Raw genomic sequence first — 24,210 nt, 5'->3', positions numbered from 1 at the left:
CACCCGTAGTCCTCGTTCCGATCACCCAATGAACCTCGCCACCGGTATTTCCTTGAGCGCCTATGCCCGCCGCCGTCGGCAGTTGATGCGCATGGCCGGCGACGACGCGATCGTGGTGGTGCCGTCGGCGCCGGAACGGGTCCGCAGCCGCGATACCCACTATCCGTACCGGCAGGATTCGGACCTGTGGTACCTGAGCGGTTTCGCCGAGCCGGAGGCGGTGCTGGTGCTGATTCCCGGGCGCCGGCACGGCGAGTCCCTGCTGTTCTGCCGCGAGCGTGATCCCGACCGGGAGCGCTGGGACGGGCCGCGAGTCGGGCCCGAGGGCGCGGTCGAGGGGCTGGGCCTGGACGACGCCTATCCGATCGACGATCTCGACGAGATCCTGCCGGGCCTGCTCGAAGGCCGCACCCGCGTCTACTACCACTTCGGCCGCGACACCGATTTCGACCTCAAGCTGATCGGCTGGCTCAATCGCGTGCGGGCGCAGGTGCGGCTGGGCGCGCAGCCGCCGCACGAGTTCCTCGAACTCGGCCACCTGCTCGACGAGATGCGCCTGTTCAAGTCGCGCGACGAGATCAGGCTGATGCGCCGCGCTGCCGCGATCAGCGTGCGTGCGCACCAGGCGGCGATGCGTGCGGCGCGGCCGGGCGTGCACGAGTACGAGCTGCAGGCTGCACTGGAATACGAGTTCCGCCGCCATGATGCCTACCCGGCCTACGAGAGCATCGTCGGCGCCGGGGCCAACGCCTGCGTGCTGCACTACCGCGCCAATGCGGCGCAAGCGGCCGACGGCGATCTGGTGCTGATCGATGCCGGCGCCGAGTACCGCGGCTATGCCGCCGACATCACCCGGACCTTCCCGGTCAACGGCCGCTTCACCGAGCCGCAGCGGGCGTTGCATGACCTGGTCGCCGCCGCCCAGGCCGCCGCCATCGGCCAGGCGCGGCCCGGCGTGCCCTACGAGGCCGTGCACGACGCCGCGGTGGCGACGCTCACCGAGGGCCTGCTGCGGCTGGGGCTGTTGAAGGGCAAGCTGGAAAAGCACCTGGCCAGCGGCAGCTACAAGCGCTACTACCGCCACAAGACCGGGCATTGGATCGGGCTGGACGTGCACGACGTCGGCGAGTATCGCGTCGACGGCGAGTCGCGCCTGCTCGAGTCCGGCATGGTGTTCACCGTCGAGCCGGGCCTCTACGTCCCACCGGACGACGACAGCGTCGCGGCGAAATGGCGCGGCATCGGCGTTCGCATCGAGGACGACCTGGTGATCACCCGCGACGGCCATGCGCTGCTGACCGATGGCCTGGCGCGCAGTGCGGACGAGATCGAGGCCTTCATGGCGGATGCCGCGCGCGGCCAAGCGCCGCGCGCAGCATCCGCGGCCGCTACCGGCCCTCGGCGAAGGCCTCGCGGGTCAGGTTGACCGGTTCGCCCTCGGTGACGACCAGATCGTCCTCGATGCGGATCCCGCCGAACGGCCGGAAGGCCTCGATGCGCTCCCAGTCCACCGCGTCGGCATGCTCGCCCGCGCGCAGCTCCTCGAGCAGCAGGTCGATGAAGTACAGGCCGGGCTCGTTGGTCACCACCATGCCCGGCTGCAGCGTCCGCGTCAGGCGCAGGTACGGGTGCCCTTCGGGCTTGGCGATGGTGCCGCCCTGGTCGGATTCGGCGAAGCCGGCGACGTCGTGCACCTGCAGGCCGATGCCGTGGCCGAGCCCGTGCGGGAAGAACTTGGCGCTGATGCCGGTCTCCAGCGCTGCTTCCGGCGAGACCTTCAGCACCCCGGCGTCCCGGAGCACGCCGGCAAGCGCGAGATGCGCGTCCAGGTGCAGCTGGCGGTAGTCCCGGCCGGCGCGGAAATCGGCCGAGAGCCGCTGCTGCACGTCGTCGACCGCGTCGATCAGCGACTGGAACTCGCTGCCGGTGTCGCTGGCGTAGGTGCGAGTGATGTCGCAAGCGTAGCCGCCGAAGCTCGCGCCGGCGTCGATCAGGAAGCTGCGCAGCGGCTTGGGCGGGACCCGCTCGAGCTCGGTGTAGTGCAGCACCGCACCGTGTTCATTGAGCGCGACGATGTTGTTGTACGGCAGCTCGATGGTGTCCTGGCCGGCGGCCTGGCAGTAGGCCAGGTGAATGCCGAATTCGCTGGCGCCGGCGCGGAACGCGCGCTCGGCTGCGCGGTGGCCGCGCACGCCGCGCATGGTCGCCTGGCGCATCATCGCGATCTCGTACGGGGTCTTGAACGCGCGGTGGTAGTCCAGGGAGTCCAGCACCGGCGCCGGGTTGTTGGGCGCGTGTTCGCCGAGCGCGCTCTGCGCCTCGCCGAGGATCGCGCAGCGGGCCGGATCGCCGGGCAGGTGCTGCCGAGCCTCCTCCGGCTTGCGGATCACCACCAACTCGAAGTGCTCCGGCCAGTAACCCGAAGGTGCTTGCGGCACCACGTGCCAGTAGTCGAACGGCTGCAGGTAGATCAGCTTCGGCCGCTTGCCCGGGGTGAAAACCAGCCAGCTGCCGGGGTTGCGGGTGAGCGGCACCCAGGCCTTGAACTGGGGATTGACCGCATAGGGATAATCACGGTCGTCGAAGACCTGGTACTGCACGGTGCCGCTGGGAATCACCAGGTAGTCGAAGCCGCCGCGCGCCAGCGCGGTCTCCGCCCGCTGCTGCAGCGTGGCCAGGTGCGCGCCGTAAAGAGGTGCCGGATCGGAAGTCATCGGATCCCGTGTCTGCCGGAAAACGCCATTGTGACGCAATCGCGATGACCACCCAAACCCGCGGGTCAGGCGTAATGGCTGCCTGGTGCATCCACCCAGTCGCGCAGTTGCCGTGCCTGCTCCCCGCTCAGGCCGATGAAGCGAAAACCGGCCCAGGCCTGCCCAGGCGCGCTGGCGCGATCGCTCCACAGCAGGTGCGCGCCCAGCTCCAGCGTCCGTCCGCGGCCCGCCTCGCCGGTCAAGGTGAAGCGGAGCTGGTACAGCGCGTCCTCGACCAGTTCGGTGCTGCTCATCATCAGCATGCCGGTCTCGGACAGGTTGCCCACGCGGCCGACCACCTCTCCGGTCATGGCATCGGCGACCATGATGGTGTCCGGCGCGTTGCGTCGGCGTGCCCGGCGGAACTCCCGGGTCATGGCGGCGTCCCTCCCGTCGCGGCCGCATCACTGCCGGCATGGCCGGCGAAGTTGCGCAACACGCTGACCGCGGCCTGCCAGGCGCGATCGACCAGGCGCGCCTGCCGGGCCGTGACCAGGCGCGCCTGGCCGCAGGCGAACATGCGCGACAGGCTGTCCAGGGACAGCTCGTCGACGCGCTGTCCGCGCTGGTTGACGAACAGCGCGTGGTCGGTGACGGTGCTGTACCAGGACAGTCGACGCCGCACCACGTCACCCTGCTGGTTGGTGACGAACTCGATCCAGGCGCCGAACGGCATCACCCGCAGTTGCTCGTAGTGCGCCTGTTCGGTCGGTGTCCGCGGCGGCAGCCGAGGCGCCGCCGCCTTGGCCTTGTCCTCGCCCAGGCGCACGCGCGCCTTGAGCTTCAGCGCCAGTTCGGTGCGCGAGGCCGGGTCGTCGCCGTCGTCGCCGTGGCTGCCGGTGAGGCGCTGCGCGATCACCGCCGCCTCGTCGCCGTGATAGCCGACCAGGCCGAGCGACGCCTCGACGTACGCGGTCAGCTCCGGGTCCTGCGGCGCCGCGCCGGGCCCGCAGGCGGCGGCGATGCCGCGGGTCGCATCGAGCTGCCGCAGCCAATCGTCGGAGTCCGCGCCCTGGCGCAGCAGGGTCAGGGTCAGCACGTCGAGCCAGGCCTGGTTGAGCAGGGCGTGGATGAACCTGGGCAGTTGCTGCCCGTCGATCGCGTTCTCGAGCGCCTCGACCGCGCGCAGCTTCGCGATCTCGAGCTTTTCCTTGCCGCGGGCGGCCTCGACATGGCGCCGCTCCAGCATCTCGGCCTTGCGTGCCTGCGACTGCAGGCGTTCCTGCAGGCGTGCATTGGCCGCGGCGAAGACCGCCGGATCGTTCGCGGACTTTTCGATCACCTCGGCAACCGCCTGCCGCATCGACGGCACCAGTTGCGGATCGATTTCGTCGCGGTCCAGCCATCTTGCGGCGCTTTCGGCGACGGTCTCGAGCAGCTGCCGCGCGGGGTGGTGCCCGTGCAGGAAGAAGCCACGATCCAGCAGCGCGGCACGCAGCAGCGGCAGCTGCAGGGCGCCCACCAGCGGGGAGGTCGGCGCGTCGTCGCGGATCTCGTTCGCGATCTGCCCGTAGAGCAATCCCAGCAGTTCGAAGGTGTCGTTGTCCTCCGGCGACAGGCCCGTGCCCTTGCCGAGTCGCTGCCGCGTCTGTGCCAGCACCGCTTGCTTGATTTCGTGCACGCCGGTCCGCATGGCGGCCGGTGCCGTCGGCTGCCGCTGCAGATCCTTCAGCGCGCCCAGCAGGTCGGGCGTGCTCATTTGCTGGCGCCGCGGCGGCTGCGTTCCGGAGCGCAGCTTGCCGATCAGCTCGCGGCGGCCGGAGAGCAGCTGTCGCAGCAGGGCGAAGGCGATGTCGTCGTCCCCGCCGTCCTCGGGTTGCCGGGTTTCGCCCATCCAGGCCGTGTGCGGTCGCGGCGCGGCCGGCGGCGCCGTTGCTGCTGCCTCGCCATCGGCTGCCGCAGCGGCCGCCGGCCTCGCTTCGCCCGCGGCAACTGCGCTTGGGCGTGCCCGGAACGGTACGAAGGTGAGCGCGGGCAGGATGCCCAGGTCGGCCATCGAGGCGTTGAGCCGGTCGAGAACCTGCGGATAGCCCGACAGTACCTGGCGGTCGAACGTCCGGTACAGCAGCAGGCGGGCGCCGTAGTGGATCCCGAGGCCGATCGCGACGTCGCGCAGCGTACGGCACAGCGATTGCGGACCCAGCGGCAGGCGCTCGGCGTCGAACGCCGGAGCGGCGGCCAGCACGCCGAAGCGCTGGCCCAGCAGGTGCAGCGCCAGCGGGGCGCGGCTTTCCTGGCGGCTGGCGATCTCGCGCAACATCGTGTCCTCGTCCATGGCCCCGTCTTCGACCAGGCTCAGGTTGCGGAAACTGATCTGCCCGGCCTGGGGCAAGGCGCGTGCGGCCGGCGGCTGGCGCAGTCGGGCGAGCGTGGATTCGAGGCCGATCAGGAAGCGCGGCGCCAGGTCGGCGCGGTTGGGGCGGAAATCGCGCAGCGCCTGCACGTAGCCGGACTCGAGGCCGGGATTGCGGGCGGCGTCGGCGAGCCGGAACAGCTCACGTTCGAACTCCACCACCGTCCTGTCCATCCCGTGGTGCAGTTCCTCGGCGACGAGCGCCAGTACCCGCTCGAGGACCTCGCGCACGCGTTCGGGCAGGCCGGCGGACGCCAGCCCCAGGGGAACGCCGGGTTCCAGGACCTTCACGGACGTCGGGCCCGCGCCGCGCGCCAGGGAGCGGCTCCAGTGCGTGCCGTGCATCCGCGGTAGCGGTTTGCCGCGCGTCGGCGCCGGTCGCCGCGATCCGCGTCAAGTGTCGTGGGTCGGGCGAACTCGGTGGCCAGGTCCGGATGCTTCCAGGAACAGTTGGATGACGTCATTGCCGAAGCGCCCCCCCAGCGCCGTCGGCAGTATGCGCTCCTCGTCCGCCTCCAGCCAACCACGTGCGCGGGCCATCGCCAGCGGCTCGGCGATGGCCGCGCGCGGCAGTCCGGTGCGCGCTTCGAAAGCGTCCAGGCGGAACCCCTCCAGCAGCCGCAGGGCATTGAGCATGTATTCGAACGGGCGCCGCGACTCCGCGACGCGCTCGTCGCCGCCGATCGCGGTGGCGCCGCCGGCGGCGGCCAGCCAGGCGGCCGGGTGCTTGAGCTTCCAGCGCCGCAGGATGCTCTGTTCGCTGCCGAGGGTCAGTTTGCCGTGGGCGCCGGCGCCGATGCCCAGATAGTCGCCGAAGCGCCAGTAATTGAGGTTGTGTGCGCATTCGCGCCCGGCGCGCGCGTAGGCGGAGACCTCGTACTGGCGGTAGCCGGCGGCCGCCAGCAGCGCCTGGCAGCGTTCCTGCATGTCCCAGGCGAGATCGTCGTCGGGCAGGTCCTGCGGCGGCCGGGCGGCGAACACCGTGTTCGGTTCCAGCGTGAGCTGGTAGTGCGAGATGTGCGCCGGTGCGAGCGCGGCGGCCCGCGCCACGTCGTATTCGGCCATTGCCGGCGACTGCCCCGGCAGCGCGTACATCAGGTCGAGATTGAGATTGCCGAAGCCGGCGTCCTGGGCCAGCTTCACCGCGGCCTCGGCCTCGGCGCTGTCGTGGATGCGGCCGAGCCGACGCAGGCAGCCGTCGTCGAAGCTCTGGATGCCGAAGCTGATCCGGTTGACCCCGGCGGCGCGGTAGTCCTCGAAGCGGCCGTGCTCGGCGGTGCCGGGATTGGCCTCGAGCGTGATCTCCAGCCCCGGCGCGAAGCGCAGGCGCGCGCTGGCGCCCTGCAGGAACCGGTCGATGGCCGCGGCGGGAAACAGGCTCGGCGTGCCGCCGCCGAAGAACACGGAATGGACCGTGCGCCCCCAGGCCAGCGGCAGGTCGTGGTCGAGGTCGGCCAGCAACGCGTCGACGTAGCCCTCGAACGGCAGTGCGCCGCGCGCCTGGTGCGAGTTGAAGTCGCAGTACGGGCACTTGCGCACGCACCAGGGCAGGTGCACGTACAGCGAGAGCGGCGGCGGGATCAGCATCGCGTCCGTTCCGGCGAGGATGCGGAGCAGGTGCCGTAGGAGCGGCCGATGTCGCGTCCACGCCTGAGGGCCTGCGTCAGGGCTGACATCAACGGGGAGTCGCCTTCGCCCATGAAGACATGGTCGATGATGCGAACTTTGCGCCAGCGCCGACCCGGTGTCCGGCGCAGGCGCAGGACCAGTGCCGAGACCGCGGCGCGCCCGCCTGCGTTGGCGTCGTCGAAGCCGATCTGCTCGACATCGCTAGTGTCGAACTCCCGCCAACGGTACAACGTGCTGATGCTCCGCAAGCCGATGCGCGTCCCCTCGATGCGGATATGCTGTCGCGACAGCACCCAGCCCATGCCCGTGATCAGCGCGAACATTGCCGCCGCGAACGTCACCGCGTGCGCGGGATCGTGATTGATCCCGTTCGACTCGTTGCGGAGCATCCAGGTGACGATGGCGAGCGCGATGGCGGCGACCGCCGCGATCGCCACCGTGAAGGCGTGCGGCGTACGGAAGTCCTGAACCATGTTCACTTCGGCAGCATGCTTCCGATCCGATCGCGCAATGCCGCCAGCGCGCGGCCGCGATGGCTGATCCGGTTCTTCAGCGCAGGATCGAGTTCGGCGGCGCTCAACCCGAGTTCCGGATCCAGGAACACCGGGTCGTAGCCGAATCCGCCGCCACCACGCGCGGCGGTGAGGATGCGGCCCTCCCATACGCCTTCGGCGATCAGCGGCTGCGGATCCTCGGCGTGGCGCAGCACCACCAGCACGCAGTAGAAGCGCGCGCCGCGGTCGCGCTCGGGAACGTCCCGCAGCGCATCGAGCAGCTTGGCGATATTGGCGGCGGCATCGCCGTGTCCGCCGGCGTAGCGGGCCGAATACAGGCCGGGGGCGCCGTGGAGCGCATCGACGCACAGGCCGGAGTCGTCGCCCAGCGCCGGCATGCCGGTGACGCGCGCTGCATTACGCGCCTTCAACAGCGCGTTCTCGACGAAGCTGAGTCCGGTCTCTTCGACATCGGTCACGCCGAGTTCGCCCTGCGCGATGAATTCGACATCGCCGGCGTCCAGCAGTGCGCGGAATTCGTCCAGCTTGCCGCGATTGCCGCTGGCGATCACCAGCTGCTTCGATGCAGCTTCGGCGGGTTCGATCGTTGGTTGCATCACTGCCCCCCGTTCGGGATTGCGGCTTCCGGGCCGGAGATTCCAGGCCATGGGCGTTACCGCGCCAGCGCCTCGCGCTGCTTCGCGATCAACGTGGCGATGCCGGCCTCGGCCAGCGCGGTGAGCGCCTCGAGTTCGTCGCGGCGGAAGGCATGCCCCTCGGCGGTGCCCTGCAGCTCGATGAAGCCGCCGCCGTCGTTCATCACGACGTTCATGTCGGTGTCGCAGTCGCTGTCCTCGGCGTAGTCGAGGTCGAGCACCGGAACCCCGCGCCAGATACCGACCGAGACCGCCGCGACCGCGCCGAACACCGGGTCGCGGGTGATGTCCCGCCGCGCGAGCAGCCAGCGCATCGCATCGACCAGCGCGACGTAGGCGCCGGTGATCGCCGCGGTGCGGGTGCCGCCGTCGGCCTGCAGCACGTCGCAGTCGAGGGTGACGGTGCGCTCGCCGAGCAGCTTGCGGTCGACGCAGGCACGCAGCGAGCGGCCGATGAGGCGCTGGATCTCGAGGGTGCGGCCGCCCTGCTTGCCGCGCGCGGCCTCGCGGTCGCTGCGGGTATGGGTGGCGCGCGGCAGCATGCCGTATTCGGCGGTCACCCAGCCCTCGCCCTTGCCGCGCAGGAACGCCGGCACCCGGTTCTCGACGCTGGCGGTGCACAGCACCCGGGTGCCGCCGAAGCTGACCAGCACCGAGCCCTCTGCATGCGCGGTGTAGCCGCGCGCGATGCCGATTTCACGCAACTGGTCGGGTGCGCGGCCGCTGGGACGGGAGAAGGAGGACATGCGAGGCACCGGCTTTCGGGCGACAAAGTCTAACAGTCCGACGCCCCCGGCTTCCGGGGCACCTTGCGACGCCCGCTCTTGCCGATCCCGCTTCCCGCTTCCCGAATCCCGAATCTCGAATCCCGGCTTCAATGGCATACTGCCCGCCCGCCCCGACGTCCGGATCCGCATGACCAGAAGCATGACCGCCTACGCCTCGGGCGAGCGCGCGACGCTGTGGGGCATGCTCGGCTGCGAGCTGCGCGCGGTCAATCACCGCTTCCTGGAACTGGGCGTGCGGGTGCCCGAGGAACTGCGCGCCTTCGAGCCGCAGCTGCGCGAGGCGGTCGCCGCCAAGGTATCGCGCGGCAAGCTGGACCTGGTGCTGCGGCTGCGCCCTGCCGAAGGCGTGGATGCGCTGCAGGTGAACGAGGCGGTGCTCGACCAGCTGGCAGCGCTGGCGGACACGTTCGACGCGCGGCTGCCCAACCTGCGGACCGAGTTCACCGAGTTGCTGCAGTTCCCCGGCGTGTTGCAGTCCAAGTCGGCCGATCCGGTCGCCATGCAGGCGGCGGTGCTCGGCCTGCTGGACGAGGTGCTGGCCGGGTTCGTCGCCGCACGCGAGCGCGAGGGCGGCAAGCTGGTCGCGGCGATCGTCGAGCGTGTGGACGGAATCGCGCGGCTCGCCGCTGAGGTGCGCGGCATGATGCCCGCGATCCGCGAGGGCCAGCGCGCGCGGCTCGATGCGCGCATCGCCGACCTGGCGCAGCCGCTCGATCCGGGGCGCCTGGAACAGGAGCTGGTGCTGTGGCTGCAGAAGCTCGATGTCGACGAGGAGCTCGACCGGCTCGACAGCCATATCGACGAGATCCGTCGCGTGCTCGCGCAGCGCGAGCCGGTCGGCCGGCGACTGGACTTCCTGCTGCAGGAGTTCAACCGCGAAGCCAACACGCTCGGCTCGAAATCGGTGGACCGGCGCACCTCGCAGGCCGCGGTCGACCTGAAGGTGCTGATCGACCAGGTCCGCGAGCAGGTGCAGAATCTGGAGTAGCCGGGATTCGTGATTCGTGATTGGTGATTCGCAAAAGCGGTACGATTCCGCCTGCGGCGCCGCCCAGGGACCAAAGCCCTTGCCAATCACGAATCACCAATCACCAATCACGGCTCCCATGCGCGGAACACTCTACATCGTCGCGGCGCCTTCCGGGGCCGGCAAGTCGAGCATCGTCAACGCCTGCCTGGCGCGCGACCGCGGCATCTGCCTGTCGATCTCGTTCACCTCGCGGCCGCCGCGCCCGGGCGAGCGGCATGCCGAGCATTACCACTTCATCGACGCCGACGCGTTCCGACGCATGATCGCGGCGGGGGACTTCTTCGAGTACGCGCAGGTGCACGGCGACTGGAAGGGCACGGCGAGGCAGTCGGTCGAACCGCAACTGGCGGCCGGCCGCGACGTGCTGCTGGAGATCGACTGGCAGGGCGCGCGCCAGGTGCGGGAACGGGTGCCCGACGCGGTCAGCATCTTCATCCTGCCGCCGTCGCGCGCGGCGCTGGAGGAACGCATGCGCAAGCGCGGCCAGGACAGCGAGGACGTCATGCGCCAGCGCCTGGCGGCGGCACGCGAGGAAATGTCGCACCACGACGAGTTCGATTACGTGATCGTCAACGAGGACTTCGACACGGCGGTCGACGAGATGTGCGCGATCTTCACCGCCAGCCGCCTGCGGCGGCCGCAGCAGGCCGAGCGGCACGCGGCCTTGATCGAGGCGCTGCTGGGTGAGCCGAAGCGCTGAGCGGATGCCCTCCCGGCATCTGCTGCGTCGGCGAACGCGCGGCCACGGGTGAGCACGACGCGTTTGCGAGGCCATGCCTCGCGCCTCGGGCGGACGCCCCACGCTGCGCGGGCCGGCGGCAAGCCGGGCAGGGCGTCCGGAGGCCCGGTTCTACGCGGATGCTGCGGTAACGTATTGATTCATAAAGATCTGACTTGCGCGGAGGTAGGCGTTTAGCTATAGTTTCCGGTCCTCTTCATCAACGATTCGCGCGACCTGCCGGTCGCCGGGAGTTCCGTATGGCCCGCATCACCGTGGAAGACTGCCTGGACGTGGTCGACAACCGTTTCGAACTGGTCATGATGGCCGCCAAGCGCGCCCGCCAGCTGGCCAACGGCGTCGAGCCGCAGCTCGACAACGGCGAGCACGACGACAAGCCGACCGTGCTGGCGCTGCGCGAGATCGCCGCGCGCAGCATCGACAACGACTACATCGAGGCCGTCGACAAGGCCGAGCGCGAGCGCAAGGAGCGCGAGGCGCTGGAATGGGCCGCCGCCGAGGTGGTCGCCGACGACGACCTGTCCAAGGGCGACGATCTTTAAGAGCCGGGATTCGGGAATGGGGAGTCGGGAATAGGAGAAGCGATCCTGCCTGGACTCTTCCCACCTCGCCCGCCACCGCGTGCATCTGCAACGGCCCCGCTCAGCGGGGCCGTTGCTTTTTGCGCTCCGCATGGGGTGCGCTTGCGATCCCCGCTACCGGCCTGGCGTGACGCGGCGCGACGGACCGAAGCCGGCGTGGCATCTGCCGCATTCACGATTCCTCTATTCCCTATTCCCCATTCCCGGCCTTCGCTTTAGGCTCCCACCATGAGCCCCGCCGAAACCGCCAAGCCGCACGGTCCCGTGCCCGCAGACGACGCGGTGCCCGAGTACATGCTCGCGCTGGAGCAGGCCGCGGATTACCTGCCCGCCGAGCAGCGCCGGACATTGCGCCGGGCCTGGGCCGTCGGGGCGGCCGCGCACGCCGGGCAGACCCGCAAGTCGGGCGAGCCGTACATCACCCACCCGGTGGCGGTCGCGCGGGTGCTGGCCGAGCAGAAGGTCGACCTGGAAACCCTGGTCGCGGCGATCCTGCACGACACCATCGAGGACACGCCGCTGACGCGCGAGGCGCTGGCGGGCGAGTTCGGCGAGGCGGTGGCCGAGCTGGTCGAGGGCGTCACCAAGCTGGACAAGCTGCATTTCGGCAGCCGCCAGGAGGCGGCCGCCGAGAGCTTCCGCAAGATGATGCTGGCGATGGCGCGCGACCTGCGCGTGATCCTGATCAAGCTCGGCGATCGCCTGCACAACATGCGTACGCTCGGCGCGCAGACGCCGGAAGCGCGCGAGCGCATCGCCCGCGAGACGCTGGAGGTCTACGCGCCGATCGCGCAGCGGCTGGGCATGAACCTGATCAAGGCCGAGCTGCAGGACCTCGGGTTCCGCGCGCTGCGCCCGATGCGGCACGCGGTGCTGCAGAAGCGGATCCGCGCGCAGCCGCTGGTGCGGCGCGAGGCGCTGGCCAAGATCGAGGCGCAGCTGGCGCAGCGGCTGACCAACGAGGGACTGCAGTACCGCCTGGTCGGGCGGGTGAAATCGCCCTGGAGCATCTACAACAAGATGCAGCACGAGGGCAAGACCTTCGACCAGGTGATGGACGTGTTCGGCTTCCGCATCATCGTGCGCTCGGTGGCCGAGTGCTATCACGCGCTGGGCGTGGCGCATTCGGTGTACAAGCCGCTGGACGGGCGTTTCCGCGACTTCATCGCCATCCCCAAGGCCAACGGCTACCAGTCGCTGCACACCGTGCTGTTCGGGCCGTACGGCTCGCCGATCGAGGTGCAGATCCGCACCGAGGAAATGGACCTGATCGCCGAGCGCGGCATCGCCGCGCACTGGGCCTACAAGCACGGCGGCAGCCCGACCAGCGCGCAGACGCGGGCGCACTCGTGGCTGTCGAACCTGCTGGAGTCGCAGCGCTCGACCGGCTCGTCGCTCGAGTTCCTGGAGAACGTCAAGGTCGACCTGTTCCCGGACGAGGTCTACCTGTTCACGCCCAAGGGCGACATCCTGGCGCTGCCGCGCAACGCCACCGCGCTCGATTTCGCCTACGCGGTGCATACCGACGTCGGCAACCACGCGGTGGCCGCGCGCGTGGACCGCAAGCTGGTGCCGCTGCGCACCAAGCTGGCCAGCGGGCAGCAGGCCGAGGCGATCACCGCGAAGTCGGCGGCGCCGAAACCGCAGTGGCTGGAGTTCGTGGTCACCAGCAAGGCGCGCACCGCGATCCGCCAGCAGCTCAAGCACCTCGAGCACGAGGATGCGGTGCAGCTCGGCCACCGCATGCTCGACCGGTCGCTGGAAGACATCGGCAGCTCGCTGGAGCGGCTGCCGCCGGAGCGGCTCGACGCCTTCCTCGGCGAATACCGCTACCGGCGCCTGGAAGAACTGCTCGCCGACATCGCCCTCGGCAACCGGATGCCGGCGCAGGTGGCGCAGTCGCTGGCGCGGCACGGCGTCGGATCGGGCGCGGAGGGCGGCCGCGACGCCGGCGATCCGTCGCGGGCCGGCGAGCGGATCCTGATCACCGGCAACGAGCGCGGCGTGATCACCTTCGCCAACTGCTGCATGCCGATTCCCGGCGACGAGATCATGGGCTATCACACCGCCGGCAAGGGCATCGTGGTGCACCGCATGGAGTGCCCGAACGTCGCCGACTACCGCAAGTCGCCCGAGCGCTGGGTCTCGATCGGCTGGGACCGCGAGGTCGCGGGCGACTACAACGTGGCGCTGCGGATCGAGGTGGAGAACCGCCCGGGCGTGCTCGCCCAGGTGGCGGCCGCGATCGCGCAGGCGGAGTCGAACATCGACGGCGTGGACTACCTCGAGCGCGACAGCAACATCGCCGCGATCCGGTTCTCGATCGAGGTCCGCAACCGCAAGCACCTGGCCGACGTGATCCGCCGGTGCCGGCGCCTGGGCGTGGTGCACGGGGTGCAGCGGCTTTAAAGGCCGGGATTCGGGATTGGGGAGATGCAGTGGCGCGGTCGCCGCTACAATCCATCGCTCGCAACCATCCTCGTTCCCAGGAGCACCGCCATGCCCCGTACTCCCGTCAGCACCGACCGCGCGCCCGCCGCCATCGGGCCGTATTCGCAGGCCGCGCGCGCCGGCGACACCGTGTTCCTGTCCGGGCAGATCGCGCTCGATCCCGACAGCGGCGAACTGGTCACCGGCGGCATCGAGGCGCAGGCGCGGCGCGCGTTCGCGAATCTCGAGGCGGTCTGCGCCGCCGCCGGCGGTTCGCTCGACGACGTGGTGCGGGTCGGGCTGTACCTCACCGATCTGGGGGAGTTTTCCGTCGTCAACGCGATCATGGGGGAAGTCTTCAGGGAACCGTATCCGGCGCGGTCCACCATCGAGGTATCGGCGCTGCCGCGCGGTGCGGCGTTCGAGGTCGATGCGGTGATGGTGCTGCGCTGAACCCGGGGCGCAGCGACGCGATCGCCATGCCGACCTCGTTGATCGGCACCCGCGGGGCTTGCCTTCGCCCGCGCTCGCGGCATGCTTGAACGATGCCGGCCAACCCTCCCGAATCCGCCGACGATCCCGCGCGCATGCCGATTTCATCGCTGGCCGGCGTCGGCGCGCGGACCGCGGAAAAGCTGGCCGCGCGCGGGCTGCTGACGCTGCAGGACCTGTGGCTGCAGCTGCCGCGGCAGTACGAGGACCGCACCCGGCTCGCGCCGATCCGCGGCCTGCAGCCCGGCGTGCCGGTCCAGGTGGAGGGCGTGGTGGAAGCGGTCGAGCGCGGCTTTCGCTACCGGCCGTCGCTGCGGGTCGCGCTCGGCGACGATTCGCGGGCGACGCTGGTGCTGCGGTTCTTCCATTTTCGCGCGGCGCAGGTCGCGCAGTTCCGGGTCGGCGCCCGGGTCCGCTGCTACGGCACGCCGCGCCCGGGCCAGCACGGCCTGGAGATGGTGCACCCGAGCTATCGCCTGCTGGACGACGAGGAGCAGCCGGGACTCGGCGAGCGCCTCGACCCGGTCTATCCGCAGGTCGAGGGCGTCGGCGCGGCGACCATGCGGCGCCTGATCCGGCAGGCGCTGGAAAGGCTGCCGGGCGACGACGCCCTGGAACTGCTGCCGCGGGCGATCCTGCGCGAGCGGCGCCTGCCTTCGCTGCGCACCGCCTTGCTGACCGCCCACCATCCGCCGCCCGACGCCGACGTCGCTGCGTTGCTGGCCGGGACGCATCCGGCGCAGCGGCGGCTGGTGCTGGAGGAACTGCTTGCCCACCACCTCAGCCTGCGGCGCCAGCGCATCGCGCTGCAGCGCCACGCCGCGCCGGCGTTCGCCGCCGCCGGGGCCCTGGCCGACCGCCTGTGCGCCGCGCTGCCGTTCGCGCTGACCGCGGCGCAGCGGCGCGTTTTCGACCAGCTCGCCCGCGACCTGCGCCAGCCGGTGCCGATGCTGCGGCTGGTGCAGGGCGACGTCGGCAGCGGCAAGACCGTCGTCGCCGCGCTGGCGGCGCTGCTGGCGGTCGAGTCCGGCGCGCAGGTGGCGCTGATGGCGCCGACCGAGCTGCTGGCCGAGCAGCACCTGGCGAGCTTCCGCGCCTGGCTGGAACCGCTCGGCGTGCGGGTCGGATGGCTGGCGGGCAAGGTGGCGGGCAAGGCGCGCGCGCAGGCGCTGGCCGCCATCGCGGACGGCACGCTGCAGGTCGTCGTCGGCACGCATGCGTTGATGCAGGAAGGCGTGGCGTTCCGCGATCTCGGGCTGGTGATCGTCGACGAGCAGCACCGGTTCGGCGTGCACCAACGCCTCGCGCTGCGCGACAAGGGCGCCGGAGGCGGACGCGTGCCGCATCAACTGGTGATGACCGCCACGCCGATCCCGCGCACGCTGGCGATGACCGCCTATGCCGATCTCGACGTCTCCGCGATCGACGAGCTGCCGCCGGGGAGGACGCCGGTGCGCACGGTGGTGCTGAGCGCGCAGCGGCGGCCGGAGCTGATCGAGCGCATTCGCGGCGCCTGCGCCGAAGGGCGCCAGGCGTACTGGGTCTGCACCCTGATCGAGGAGGACAACGCCAAGCCGGGCGAGGGCGCGGGCGGCAGCAGGGCGCGCGCCGAGATCGTGGCGCAAGCGGCGCAGGCCACGTTCGAGGCGCTCTGCGCGGCGCTGCCGGAACTGCGCATCGGCCTGGCGCACGGGCGGATGAAGGCCGCCGACAAGCAGCAGACGATGCGCCGTTTCAAGGGCGGCGACATCGATCTGCTGGTGGCGACCACGGTGATCGAAGTCGGCGTCGACGTGCCGAACGCGTCGTTGATGATCGTCGAGAACGCCGAGCGCCTCGGCCTGTCGCAGCTGCACCAGTTGCGTGGTCGGGTCGGGCGCGGCAGCGCCGAGTCCAGCTGCGTGCTGCTGTACCAGCCGCCGCTGTCGCAGACGGCGCGGCAGCGCCTGGCGACGATGCGCGAGACCAACGACGGCTTCGTGATCGCGGAGAAGGACCTCGAGTTGCGCGGCCCGGGCGAACTGCTCGGGACCCGGCAGACCGGGTTGGCCGCATTCCGCGTGGCCGATCTTGCGCGCGACGCCGATCTGCTGCCGGCGGTGCACGGCATCGGCGATCGCCTGCTGCTCGAGGCGCCCGCGGTCGCCGACCGCCTGATCGAGCGCTGGATCGGTGGCGCCGCGCGCTACGCGGTGGCGTGATCCGGGGCCGCCGGCCGGCGCCGCCGCGGCGGGGCGGCTTTGCACCTGCGCTCTTCGATGACGTCGGTCGCCGCAACCGCTTCTCCGGCGGGGCTGGCGCCCAGGCGTTCGAGCAGCGCATCGAGCTTGGCGGCGAAGCCCAGGACCGCCGCGTAGCCCGCATCGCCATCGTTGGCGCGCAGTGCCGCCAGCAATGCCCGGCCGTCGTCGATCAGCGGCGATCGACCCAGGGCGGCGAGGCCGCCGAGCATGCGATGCAGCCGATCCGCGGCAGCGGCGCGCTCGTCCAGCCGCAGGCAGCGCCGGAGTTCGGCGAGATCGGCGCGGGTCACGTCCACCAGCAGCGCGACCGCAGCCGCGGCCGCTCGCCGGGTGCCGAAGAGATCGAGCATCAAGCGCGGATCCGGATACCTGGCCATCGCGACGGTCCGGTGTAGGCACGCGCCGGCGGACATCCCGCTCGACCGGTGCCAACGATCACGAGCCGGCTCGCGCGGCGACCCGGTGCGGCTCCGGTGGGTGGTGACGGGCTGAAGGACATGGCTCCGGAGGCCGATCGCGTTGCGATCGCGGCGGAGCGCCGGCGGTGGCTGCCAAGGTGAATCATTCGGTCGTCCCTGTACCGGCCACGGTTCCGATCTGTGGCGCATATCCGGTGTATGCAGTTTCTCCGCGCGGCTCCGCGATGGCCATCACAGTTCGCATCGGTATCCGGACGCGCGGCAGCGCGCGAGTGACGAGCGGTGGCGCCTAGGACGGCCCCGATCGAAAAGACAATGCCCGGACGCGCTTGCGATTTCGGCCAGGCGCCGCCCAGCGGGTCGAAGGACACCGCGGCAGAGATTCAGCATCGCGTGCATCGAAACGATGCCGCTGTGATTGCCGTCACCGACAGTGCCTTGCCGCGGCACGTGCATGTCGCGTATTAGTCTACTGGCGCAGTCACGGGGAGGCTGTGCGTGACGGGGGGAGCATGCTTAAAGCGTTGAGGGTCTGCCTCGCCGACGATCATCCCGTCGTGCTCGCAGGCGTGCGGGCGCAACTGGAGAGATCCGCGATCGAAGTGGAGATCGTCGCCGAAGCCAGGGATGGTCGGGCCTTGCTGGCGTTGCTGGCGCACGGCCCGGGTTGCGACGTCGTGATCACCGATTTCTCGATGCCGGCGAGCAACCAGCGGGGGTGCGATGGCATCCCGCTGTTGCAGGCGCTGCGGCGGCAGTGGCCGTCGCTGCGCATCATCGTGCTGACCATGATCGAGAATCCCGCGCTGTTGCAGGCGATGCTCGACGCCGGCATCCATGGATTGGTGGACAAGGTGTCGCCGATCGAGGAGTTGCAGCGGGCGGTGCAGAGCGTGGTCGGCGGGCGTCGATACATCAGCCAGGAGCTGCGCAATCGCCTGCACGCCGACGCGCAGGTGGAGGGGGCGGTAAGGCTGTCGCCGCACGAAGCGGAGGTGGTGCGGCTGTTCGTGCACGGACTGACGGTGACCGCGATCGCCGAGCGGCTGTCGCGCAGCGTCAAGACCATCAGCCGGCAGAAGAACGACGCGATGCGCAAGCTCGGCGTGGACAATCACAGCCAGCTCTACGCGTATGCGCGCGAACATGGTCTGGCGCCCTGAATCGAGGAACGAGTGAAGAGGAACGAGGAAAGAGTGGAGAAGGACCGCCGCAGCCCGCGACGGGTCAACCGGAATACTCGTTCCTCGCTCCTGAGCCATAATGGCGCATGGATGACCGCACCCCCCTGCTCATCGATACCGATCCCGGCGTCGACGACGCCCTCGCGCTGTTGACCGCCTTCAATGATCCGGCGCACCGGGTGGTCGGCCTGACCGTGGCCGCCGGCAACGTCGGTCTCCAGCACACCGTGGCCAACGCGCTCAAGCTGGCGGAAGTCTGCGATGTCGACGTCCCTGTGTACGCGGGCACGGCGGCGCCGTTGCTGCACCCGGCACGCGACGCGGCCTACGTGCACGGCCGCGACGGCTTCGGCGACATCGGCTACGCGCCGTCCCGGCGGCGGGCCGAGTCCGAACACGCCGCGCTGGCGATCCTGCGCCTGTCGCACGCCCACGCCGGCCGCCTGCTGCTGGTGGCGCTGGGGCCGCTGACCAACCTGGCGCTGGCCCTGAAGCTCGACCCGAGCCTGCCGCAGCGCGTCGACCGCCTGGTGGTGATGGGCGGGGCGGTCACCGCGCACGGCAACATCACCCCGGCCGCGGAATTCAACATCGCCTTCGATCCCGAGGCGGCGCGGATCGTCTTCGAAGGCTTCCCGCGTTTCGACCTGGCCGACTGGGAGGCGGTGATCGCGCACGGGTTCCCGCACGTCGAGGCCGAGCGCTGGCTGCAGGCGGAGTCGCCGCGGGCGCGCTTCTACGAGGCGATTTCCCGGCAGACCCGGCTGTGGTCGGCCGACCGCCGCGGCGACCTGTGGCATTCCGCCGACGCGCTGGCGATGGCGTGGGCGCTCGAGCCGGACGGCGCCATGGAGACCGTGGAGCGCCCGGTGGTCGTGGAGTTGGAGGGTCGCCATACCCGCGGCGCCACCGTGGTCGATTGGCTGCGGCAGGAGGGCGCCCCGGACAATGCCCGGATCCTGATGCGCTACGACCAGGCGCGATTCCAGGGCCTGATCCGGGCCGCGCTGGCAGCGGGCTGAGCGCGCCGGGACGGCCCATTGCAGGGGGTCGAGGCGGCGGCTATAATGATCGGCTTCCCGCAATTTCCGGTGCCGCCATGAAGGCCGAGATCCACCCCGACTACCGCGAAGTCGTGTTCCAAGACGTGACTTCCGATTTCAGGTTCCTCACTCGTTCCACCCTCGCCAGCTCCGCCAAGGAGACGGTGAAGTGGGAGGACGGCAACGAGTACCCGCTGATCAAGATCGAAGTCTCGTCGGCCTCGCACCCGTTCTACACCGGCCAGAACAAGATCATGGACACCAGCGGCCGCGTCGACAAGTTCCGCAAGCGCTACGCGAAGTAGGCGCGCACCGCAGGGGCGCGACCATCACCATCGTCGCTGGGCACTTCCGTCGCGCCCCTGCGGTGCGCTCCTACGCGTGATATCTGAACGGCCGCCTTCGGGCGGCCGTCGTCGTTGGCGGGCGTGGTGACGGCCAGGGCGCGAGCCGCCTTGTGCGATAATCCGGTCTCCCGCGGCCGCGCCGCGGCTTCTCCCACGATTCACCCGCATCGTCGTGGCCCAGCGCCGTGGACGATGCCGATCCTGAAAGGAGTGTGCTGTGTCGGATCTTGACCAGGTCACGCTGGGCGCCGGCGACACGTCGGTCACGCTGCCGGTGCTCACCGGAACGCTCGGCAACCCCTGCATCGATATCGCCAGGCTGCCGAAAGAAACCGGCTGCTTCACCTACGACTCCGGTTTCACCGCCACGGCGTCGTGCAAGTCCGCGATCACCTATATCGACGGCGACGCCGGCGTGCTGCTGTACCGCGGCTATCCGATCGACCAGCTGGCCGAGAAGTCCAGCTTCCTCGAGGTCGCCTACCTGCTGATCAACGGCGAACTGCCGGACGCGAAGCAGTTCGAGGCCTTCAACCACGAAGTCACGCATCACACGATGATGCACGAGGCCCTGAAGAGCTTCCTCAACGGCTTCCGCCACGACGCGCATCCGATGGCGATGCTGTGCGGCTCGGTCGCCTCCCTGTCGGCGTTCTATCACGACACCCTGGACCTCAACGATCCCGAACAGCGGCGCATGGCCGCGGTCCGCCTGATCGCCAAGGTGCCGACGATCGCGGCGGCCGCCTACCGCTATTCGATCGGTTGGCCGATCCGCTATCCGCGCAACAATCTCGACTACGTCTCGCGCTTCCTGCACCTGATGTTCGAGGTGCCTAGCGAACCGCTGGAGATGAACCCGGTGGTGGCCAAGGCGCTGGATCTGTTGTTCATCCTGCATGCCGACCATGAGCAGAACGCCTCGACCTCGACCGTGCGCCTGGTCGGCTCCACCGGCGCCAATCCTTATGCCTGCGTCTCCGCCGGGATCGCCGCGCTGTGGGGGCCGGCGCACGGCGGCGCCAACGAGGCGGTGCTGAAGATGCTCGAGGAGATCGGCACGCCGGACAAGGTGGAAAGCGCGGTCGCCAGGGCCAAGGACAAGGAGTCCGGCTTCCGCCTGATGGGCTTCGGCCACCGCGTGTACAAGAACTTCGACCCGCGCGCCAAGATCATCCGCGAGATGACCCACAAGGTGCTGGGCGAGCTCGGCGTCAACGATCCGCTGCTCGAGGTGGCGTTGAAGCTGGAGGAGGCGGCGCTCAAGGACGACTATTTCGTGCAGCGCAAGCTGTATCCGAACGTCGACTTCTACAGCGGCCTCATCTACAAGGCATTGAAGATCCCGACCGAGATGTTCACGGTGATGTTCGCGATCGCGCGGACCGCCGGCTGGGTGGCGCACTGGCTGGAGCAGCAGACCGATCCGGAAGCCAAGATCGGCCGTCCGCGGCAGATCTACACCGGCGCCGATACCCGGGACTACGTGGCGGTCGATCGCCGCTAGCTGGACGACCCGGCCGCCGTGCGATGGTCCGGACCGCGAACAACGCCCCGCCTCGCGCGGGGCGTTTTCGCTGGTGCGGTCAGTCGCGTCCCTGGTGGCCGGCGATCTCCTCTTCCGTCAGCAGTTGCCGCAGCTGCGCCGCGGATGCGCGGGCCATCGGCTTCTCGTCGATGCTGGACAGCGGCGCCTGCCGCAGCGCGAGCCGCGGCAGCACGGTGAGGTCGAAGGTCAGGCCTTCGGCGCTGAACAGCCACACCGGGAAGTCGTCGCTACGGACGCGGTCGAGCCGCAGCCGCCGGCTGCGCGCATCGGCCGGCACGTCGTGCTCCTCGAGAAAGCGCGGCACGGCATCGGGATCGTCGCTGTAGAGCTGCAGCGCCACCGGCGAGTTGGCATCGGCGGTGCCGTCGAGCACCGGGCCGACCAGGCGCGCGTCGAACGGCGCGAAGAACTCGAGCGCGCGCAGCGCGGCTTCGCGCCGGGTGTGCAGTGCATCGGCCTGGGCCTCGCCGAGGAACAGCCGCTGGTACTCGCGCAGCGCGTCCTCGATCTCGCGGTTGCGCGGCAGCGAGGCGTCGTCGTGGATGCCGAGCCGGTCGGCGGCCTTGAGCTTGGCCTGGTGGAAGTCGCGGATGCCGCCTTCGACCATCATCCTCGCCGCCTCGTGGGCGAGCCGGCGGCGGCGTTCGCGGGTGCGGGTTTCGGCATGCTGGCGGGCGCGGTGCATGGCAATTCCCGGTCGAGGCCTGTGCGGACTGTAGCGCAGGGGCCGGGAACGGTCATCCGGACCGGTGAATGGCGCTGGGAGCCGGCGACCGAAAGCGCTTTTGCGAATCCCGACTCCCGAATCCCCAATCCCGGCCCTCAAAAGATATCGAACGCTTCCTCGCTCGGGATCGAGTCGTCGTAGCCGTCGTCCATCTCGCTGGCCATGCGCTCCAGGTCCTCGACCTTGACGTACTCGGTGATGCCGCCCGAGCCGCCCGGCAGCAGCCGGCCGCTGGCGCTCACCGAGACCTCGACCAGGCCCTCGGGCGGATCGTGCGGCATCATTGGCTGGCCGTCGAGCGCCACCCGCATGTAGTCGATCCAGATCGGCAGCGCGGCGCGGCCGCCGTACTCGCGATAGCCGAGCGAGCGGTTGTCGTCGCGGCCGACCCAGACCGTGGTCGCGAGGTTGCCGCCGAAGCCGGAGAACCAGGCGTCGCGGTGGTCGTTGGTCGAGCCGGTCTTGCCGCCCACGTCCTCGCGCTCGAGCACGCGCGCGGCGGCGCCGGTGCCGCGGCGGACCACGTCGCGCATCATCGACACCAGCTGCCAGGCGACGCGTTCGTCGATCGCGCGCGGGGCCTGCTCCAGCTCCAGATCGATCACGATCTGGTCGGGGTCGTCCTCGGGCCGGTCCCGCTCCGGTTCCGGCGCGGGTGCGGCCGGCGCGGCCGGGCCCAGGTCGAAGCCGTCGACGATGTGCGATCGCGACGCCTGCCGCCCAGGGGTGCCGTCCGTGCCGCAGCCGCGACAGGCGACGGCCGGGGTCTCCTTGAAGATCACCTCGCCGTCGCGGTCGCGGACCTCGTCGATGAACCACGGCGTGACGCGGAAGCCGCCGTTGGCGAAGACGGCGTAGCCGCGGGCGATGTCCAGCGGCGTCAGCGATGGCGTGCCGAGCGAGATCGACAGGTTCGGCGGCAACTCGGCCTCGTCGAAGCCGAAGTGGCTGATGTAGCGGCGGGCATAGTCCACGCCGATCGCGTCGAGCAGGCGCACCGACACCAGGTTGCGCGAGCGCACCAGCGCCTCGCGCAGCCGCATCGGGCCGGCGAACCTGCCGTCGTCGTTCTGCGGGCGCCAGTCCTGGCCGCGGCGCATGCGGAACACCACCGGCGCGTCGAGCACGATCGAGGCCGGGTTGAAGCCGCGCTCGAACGCGGCGGCATAGATGAACGGCTTGAAGCTGGAACCGGGCTGGCGCCGCGCCTGGACGGCACGGTTGAACTTCTGTCCGGCAAAGCTGAAGCCGCCGACGAGGGCGCGCAGGGCGCCGGTGTCGTACTCCAGCGATACCAGTGCGGACTGCGCGCGCGGCAGCTGCTCGAGCCGGTAGCTGACCGCCGGTTCGGCCGCGTCGGCGCCGCCGTCTTCGGAGGCGGCGCGGGTCTCGACGACGCGGCGAACGCGGATCAGGTCGCCGCGCTCGGCCAGCGCCGAGGGCGCGCGGTTGGTCCAGCGGCTGGCCGCGGCGTCCAGCGTGATCGTGCTGCCGTCGCCCAGCACGGCGTCGACGGTGCCGCCGCCGCTGCGCAGCACGATCGCCGGCAGCATGCCGGACTGCGCCGGGATTCCGCGCAGGCGGGTCGCGGCGGTGGCGGCGTCCTCGTCGGCGGCCAGCTCGAACGTCTGCTCGGCCCCGTTCCAGCCATGGCGACGGTCGTAGACGAGGAGCCCGTCGCGCACCGCCTGGTCGGCGGCGGCCTGGAAGGTCGGGTCGATGGTGGTGACGACGTGATAGCCCTTGGTCAGCACGTCGCCGCCGTAGCGGGCGATCATCTCCTGCCGCACCATCTCCGCCACGAACGGCGCGTAGACCTCGACCGGACGCTCGTGCGGCTTGGCGTGCATGTCCGCCGCCTGGCCGGCGCGCTCCTGGGCGGTGTCGATGAAGCCGAGCTCGCGCATCCGCTGCAGCACGTAGTCGCGGCGGATGCGCGCGCGCTCGGGATTGGTGACCGGGTTGCCGCTGGAGGGGAACTTGGGGATCGACGCCAGGGTGGCGACCTCGTCCAGGTCCAGCTGGTCGAGCGACTTGCCGTAGTAGAACTCCGCCGCCGCGGCTATGCCGTAGGCCCTGTTGCCGAAGAAGCTCCGGTTCAGGTACAGCTCGAAGATCTCGTCCTTGGTCAGCTCCCGCTCCATCTTCATCGCCAGCAGCATCTCGGCCAGCTTGCGGGTGTAGCTGTACTCGGAGCTGAGGAAGAACTGGCGCGCCACCTGCTGGGTGATGGTGGAGCCGCCCGGCACGCGGCGGTCGTCGGTGGTGGCCAGCAGCCAGATCGCCCGGGCCACGCCGCGGTAGTCGACGCCGTGGTGCTCGTAGAAGCGGTTGTCCTCGATGGCGATGAAGGCCTGCTTCACCGCCTCCGGGACCTCCTCGATCTGGACGGGGTAGCGCCGGATCTCGCCGAACAGGGCCATCAGGCGCCCGTCGCGGGCATAGACGTACATCGGCTCCTGCAGTTCGACGGTGCGCAGGCTCTGCACGTCCGGCAGGCGCGCCGAGACCACGAAATAGAGGGTGCCGGCGGCCAGCGCTCCCAGCAGGCCCAGACCCAGGACCACGATCAGGAGCCAGCGCAACAGGCGTCGGAATGGGGGCATGGGTGGGGGTTCCGGCTGGAGTGCGTCACAATTGTCGTGGTCGCGGAGTATAGAGGAGAGCGGCCCTTGGCCCGGGCGCCGGCGATCCGGCGTTCAGTCGGAGGGGCGAACAGCGCACTGCCGCACGGTTCCGGCATGTCGGCGGTT

Annotated in this window: 21 protein-coding genes; 11 read left to right on the top strand and 10 right to left on the bottom strand. The window is 70.3% G+C overall.

Going from position 1 to position 24,210, the window contains the following annotated elements; translation table 11 throughout:
* Positions 1-28: 28 nt before the first annotated feature.
* Complete coding sequence (locus U3649_RS17575) at positions 29-1,426, top strand: aminopeptidase P N-terminal domain-containing protein (protein ID WP_407352582.1); 1,398 nt, start codon at positions 29-31, stop codon at positions 1,424-1,426.
* On the opposite strand, the gene pepQ is transcribed toward U3649_RS17575, so the two are convergent.
* From pepQ to rph, 7 genes are all read right to left on the bottom strand, one after another.
* On the bottom strand, positions 1,389-2,714 hold the full coding sequence (gene pepQ / locus U3649_RS17570; RefSeq protein ID WP_407352581.1) for a Xaa-Pro dipeptidase: 1,326 nt from the start codon (positions 2,712-2,714) through the stop codon (positions 1,389-1,391). The two genes, U3649_RS17575 and pepQ, sit on opposite strands and share 38 nt — an antisense overlap.
* 65 nt (positions 2,715-2,779) lie before the next feature.
* On the bottom strand, positions 2,780-3,130 hold the full coding sequence (locus U3649_RS17565) for a PilZ domain-containing protein (protein WP_407352580.1): 351 nt from the start codon (positions 3,128-3,130) through the stop codon (positions 2,780-2,782).
* Positions 3,127-5,397, bottom strand: a complete 2,271-nt coding sequence (locus U3649_RS17560; protein WP_407352579.1) for a DUF1631 family protein — start codon at positions 5,395-5,397, stop codon at positions 3,127-3,129. Before U3649_RS17560 ends, U3649_RS17565 begins: the two co-directional genes overlap by 4 nt.
* Before the next feature lie 102 nt (positions 5,398-5,499).
* Positions 5,500-6,693, bottom strand: coding sequence for a radical SAM family heme chaperone HemW (hemW, locus tag U3649_RS17555; RefSeq protein ID WP_407352578.1), 1,194 nt, complete (start codon positions 6,691-6,693; stop codon positions 5,500-5,502).
* Complete coding sequence (locus U3649_RS17550) at positions 6,687-7,208, bottom strand: hypothetical protein (protein ID WP_407352577.1); 522 nt, start codon at positions 7,206-7,208, stop codon at positions 6,687-6,689. The genes hemW and U3649_RS17550 overlap by 7 nt, the downstream gene beginning before the upstream one ends.
* 2 nt (positions 7,209-7,210) lie before the next feature.
* On the bottom strand, positions 7,211-7,846 hold the full coding sequence (rdgB, locus tag U3649_RS17545) for an RdgB/HAM1 family non-canonical purine NTP pyrophosphatase (RefSeq protein WP_407352576.1): 636 nt from the start codon (positions 7,844-7,846) through the stop codon (positions 7,211-7,213).
* A gap of 56 nt (positions 7,847-7,902) precedes the next feature.
* A complete protein-coding gene (gene rph / locus U3649_RS17540; protein ID WP_407352575.1) occupies positions 7,903-8,631 on the bottom strand; it encodes a ribonuclease PH in 729 nt (242 codons plus the stop codon).
* Between the two features lie 169 nt (positions 8,632-8,800).
* Here rph and U3649_RS17535 point away from each other — a divergent pair, with 169 nt between their 5' ends.
* The 6 genes from U3649_RS17535 (at position 8,801) to recG (ending at position 16,146) form a co-directional block, all read left to right on the top strand.
* Entirely contained in the window at positions 8,801-9,661 is an 861-nt protein-coding gene (locus U3649_RS17535; RefSeq protein ID WP_407352574.1) for a YicC/YloC family endoribonuclease, read from the top strand.
* 118 nt (positions 9,662-9,779) lie between these two features.
* The gene (gmk, locus tag U3649_RS17530) at positions 9,780-10,403 is read left to right on the top strand and encodes a guanylate kinase (RefSeq protein WP_407352573.1); all 624 of its coding nucleotides are present in this window, start codon (positions 9,780-9,782) and stop codon (positions 10,401-10,403) included.
* 278 nt (positions 10,404-10,681) lie between these two features.
* The gene (gene rpoZ, locus U3649_RS17525; protein ID WP_407352572.1) at positions 10,682-10,984 is read left to right on the top strand and encodes a DNA-directed RNA polymerase subunit omega; all 303 of its coding nucleotides are present in this window, start codon (positions 10,682-10,684) and stop codon (positions 10,982-10,984) included.
* A gap of 267 nt (positions 10,985-11,251) precedes the next feature.
* Entirely contained in the window at positions 11,252-13,432 is a 2,181-nt protein-coding gene (locus U3649_RS17520) for a RelA/SpoT family protein (RefSeq protein ID WP_407352571.1), read from the top strand.
* A gap of 90 nt (positions 13,433-13,522) precedes the next feature.
* Entirely contained in the window at positions 13,523-13,906 is a 384-nt protein-coding gene (locus U3649_RS17515) for a RidA family protein (RefSeq protein ID WP_407352570.1), read from the top strand.
* Between the two features lie 92 nt (positions 13,907-13,998).
* Positions 13,999-16,146: an ATP-dependent DNA helicase RecG gene (gene recG, locus U3649_RS17510; RefSeq protein ID WP_407352569.1), complete on the top strand. Its 2,148-nt coding sequence runs from the start codon at positions 13,999-14,001 to the stop codon at positions 16,144-16,146.
* Here recG and U3649_RS17505 read toward each other — a convergent pair.
* Positions 16,131-16,538 (bottom strand): hypothetical protein, encoded by a 408-nt coding sequence (locus U3649_RS17505; protein ID WP_407352568.1) that lies wholly within the window; start codon positions 16,536-16,538, stop codon positions 16,131-16,133. The two genes, recG and U3649_RS17505, sit on opposite strands and share 16 nt — an antisense overlap.
* A 563-nt stretch (positions 16,539-17,101) precedes the next feature.
* Between U3649_RS17505 and U3649_RS17500 the strand changes: the two genes are divergently transcribed.
* The 4 genes from U3649_RS17500 to U3649_RS17485 all read left to right on the top strand — a co-directional run bounded on the left by U3649_RS17500 (position 17,102) and on the right by U3649_RS17485 (position 20,688).
* Positions 17,102-17,770, top strand: a complete 669-nt coding sequence (locus U3649_RS17500) for a response regulator (protein ID WP_407352567.1) — start codon at positions 17,102-17,104, stop codon at positions 17,768-17,770.
* 107 nt (positions 17,771-17,877) lie between these two features.
* Positions 17,878-18,813, top strand: a complete 936-nt coding sequence (locus U3649_RS17495; protein WP_407352566.1) for a nucleoside hydrolase — start codon at positions 17,878-17,880, stop codon at positions 18,811-18,813.
* Between the two features lie 77 nt (positions 18,814-18,890).
* Complete coding sequence (locus tag U3649_RS17490; protein WP_149196250.1) at positions 18,891-19,139, top strand: type B 50S ribosomal protein L31; 249 nt, start codon at positions 18,891-18,893, stop codon at positions 19,137-19,139.
* 259 nt (positions 19,140-19,398) lie between these two features.
* Positions 19,399-20,688 (top strand): citrate synthase, encoded by a 1,290-nt coding sequence (locus U3649_RS17485; protein ID WP_407352565.1) that lies wholly within the window; start codon positions 19,399-19,401, stop codon positions 20,686-20,688.
* Between the two features lie 79 nt (positions 20,689-20,767).
* On the opposite strand, the gene U3649_RS17480 is transcribed toward U3649_RS17485, so the two are convergent.
* Both U3649_RS17480 and U3649_RS17475 read right to left on the bottom strand, forming a co-directional pair.
* Positions 20,768-21,415 (bottom strand): hypothetical protein, encoded by a 648-nt coding sequence (locus tag U3649_RS17480; RefSeq protein ID WP_407352564.1) that lies wholly within the window; start codon positions 21,413-21,415, stop codon positions 20,768-20,770.
* A gap of 137 nt (positions 21,416-21,552) precedes the next feature.
* Positions 21,553-24,063 carry a penicillin-binding protein 1A gene (locus U3649_RS17475; protein WP_407352563.1) on the bottom strand — a complete coding sequence of 837 codons (2,511 nt, stop codon included), beginning with the start codon at positions 24,061-24,063 and terminating at the stop codon, positions 21,553-21,555.
* Between the last annotated feature and the right edge of the window lie 147 nt (positions 24,064-24,210).

The sequence above is a fragment of the Luteimonas sp. R10 genome (assembly GCF_045689605.1).
Classification (GTDB): domain Bacteria; phylum Pseudomonadota; class Gammaproteobacteria; order Xanthomonadales; family Xanthomonadaceae; genus Luteimonas.
This window is presented reverse-complemented; position numbering and strand designations above follow the sequence as displayed.

Excerpts from the sequence above, each read along its gene's own strand:
- pepQ (WP_407352581.1), bottom strand. The coding sequence starts at position 2,714 with ATGACTTCCGATCCGGCACCTCTTTACGGCGCGCACCTGGCCACGCTG.
- U3649_RS17565 (WP_407352580.1), bottom strand. The coding sequence starts at position 3,130 with ATGACCCGGGAGTTCCGCCGGGCACGCCGACGCAACGCGCCGGACACC.
- rpoZ (WP_407352572.1), top strand. The coding sequence starts at position 10,682 with ATGGCCCGCATCACCGTGGAAGACTGCCTGGACGTGGTCGACAACCGT.
- U3649_RS17515 (WP_407352570.1), top strand. The coding sequence starts at position 13,523 with ATGCCCCGTACTCCCGTCAGCACCGACCGCGCGCCCGCCGCCATCGGG.
- gmk (WP_407352573.1), top strand. The coding sequence starts at position 9,780 with ATGCGCGGAACACTCTACATCGTCGCGGCGCCTTCCGGGGCCGGCAAG.
- U3649_RS17535 (WP_407352574.1), top strand. The coding sequence starts at position 8,801 with ATGACCAGAAGCATGACCGCCTACGCCTCGGGCGAGCGCGCGACGCTG.
- recG (WP_407352569.1), top strand. The coding sequence starts at position 13,999 with ATGCCGGCCAACCCTCCCGAATCCGCCGACGATCCCGCGCGCATGCCG.
- U3649_RS17575 (WP_407352582.1), top strand. The coding sequence starts at position 29 with ATGAACCTCGCCACCGGTATTTCCTTGAGCGCCTATGCCCGCCGCCGT.
- U3649_RS17480 (WP_407352564.1), bottom strand. The coding sequence starts at position 21,415 with ATGCACCGCGCCCGCCAGCATGCCGAAACCCGCACCCGCGAACGCCGC.
- rph (WP_407352575.1), bottom strand. The coding sequence starts at position 8,631 with ATGTCCTCCTTCTCCCGTCCCAGCGGCCGCGCACCCGACCAGTTGCGT.
- rdgB (WP_407352576.1), bottom strand. The coding sequence starts at position 7,846 with ATGCAACCAACGATCGAACCCGCCGAAGCTGCATCGAAGCAGCTGGTG.
- U3649_RS17550 (WP_407352577.1), bottom strand. The coding sequence starts at position 7,208 with ATGGTTCAGGACTTCCGTACGCCGCACGCCTTCACGGTGGCGATCGCG.
- hemW (WP_407352578.1), bottom strand. The coding sequence starts at position 6,693 with ATGCTGATCCCGCCGCCGCTCTCGCTGTACGTGCACCTGCCCTGGTGC.
- U3649_RS17475 (WP_407352563.1), bottom strand. The coding sequence starts at position 24,063 with ATGCCCCCATTCCGACGCCTGTTGCGCTGGCTCCTGATCGTGGTCCTG.
- U3649_RS17520 (WP_407352571.1), top strand. The coding sequence starts at position 11,252 with ATGAGCCCCGCCGAAACCGCCAAGCCGCACGGTCCCGTGCCCGCAGAC.
- U3649_RS17495 (WP_407352566.1), top strand. The coding sequence starts at position 17,878 with ATGGATGACCGCACCCCCCTGCTCATCGATACCGATCCCGGCGTCGAC.
- U3649_RS17505 (WP_407352568.1), bottom strand. The coding sequence starts at position 16,538 with ATGCTCGATCTCTTCGGCACCCGGCGAGCGGCCGCGGCTGCGGTCGCG.
- U3649_RS17490 (WP_149196250.1), top strand. The coding sequence starts at position 18,891 with ATGAAGGCCGAGATCCACCCCGACTACCGCGAAGTCGTGTTCCAAGAC.